This window comes from Bacillus sp. SIMBA_031, from assembly GCF_046535225.1.
GTDB classification, from domain to species: domain Bacteria; phylum Bacillota; class Bacilli; order Bacillales; family Bacillaceae; genus Bacillus; species Bacillus velezensis.
In genome coordinates this window covers 1-269 of record NZ_JAWRXC010000286.1, presented here as the reverse complement: position 1 = coordinate 269, position 269 = coordinate 1, and the positions used below count along the sequence as shown (strand labels likewise).

The 269-nt window shown below is 57.6% G+C and carries 1 protein-coding gene; it reads right to left on the bottom strand.

The features are described 5' to 3' along the window. A partial coding sequence (locus SB724_RS20345; RefSeq protein WP_410572688.1) for a M15 family metallopeptidase occupies positions 1–269 on the bottom strand: 269 nt, incomplete at both ends.

Below are 269 nucleotides of genomic sequence, written 5' to 3'. Positions count from 1 at the left end.
GATCGCCAAAGACGCTCTTCACGTCGGCGGCGACGGCGGCGCCGCTTATGTTCATCGTCACGTCCTTGACCGACGGCGCGTCGTTGTCGATGAATTTGATGATTTCGTAATGCATAGGGTCGTTGAAGGATTTTCCCCAGCGAAAGCCATGATGTTCGAAGACCGGCGCAATCGGAGCGGTTGTGCAGCCAAGACATTTGTCGTCGGCGTTGAGGTCGATCGCGATTCCGAACGAGTGGTTGGATGGCTCCTTGCTGAGCGCGCCCGAC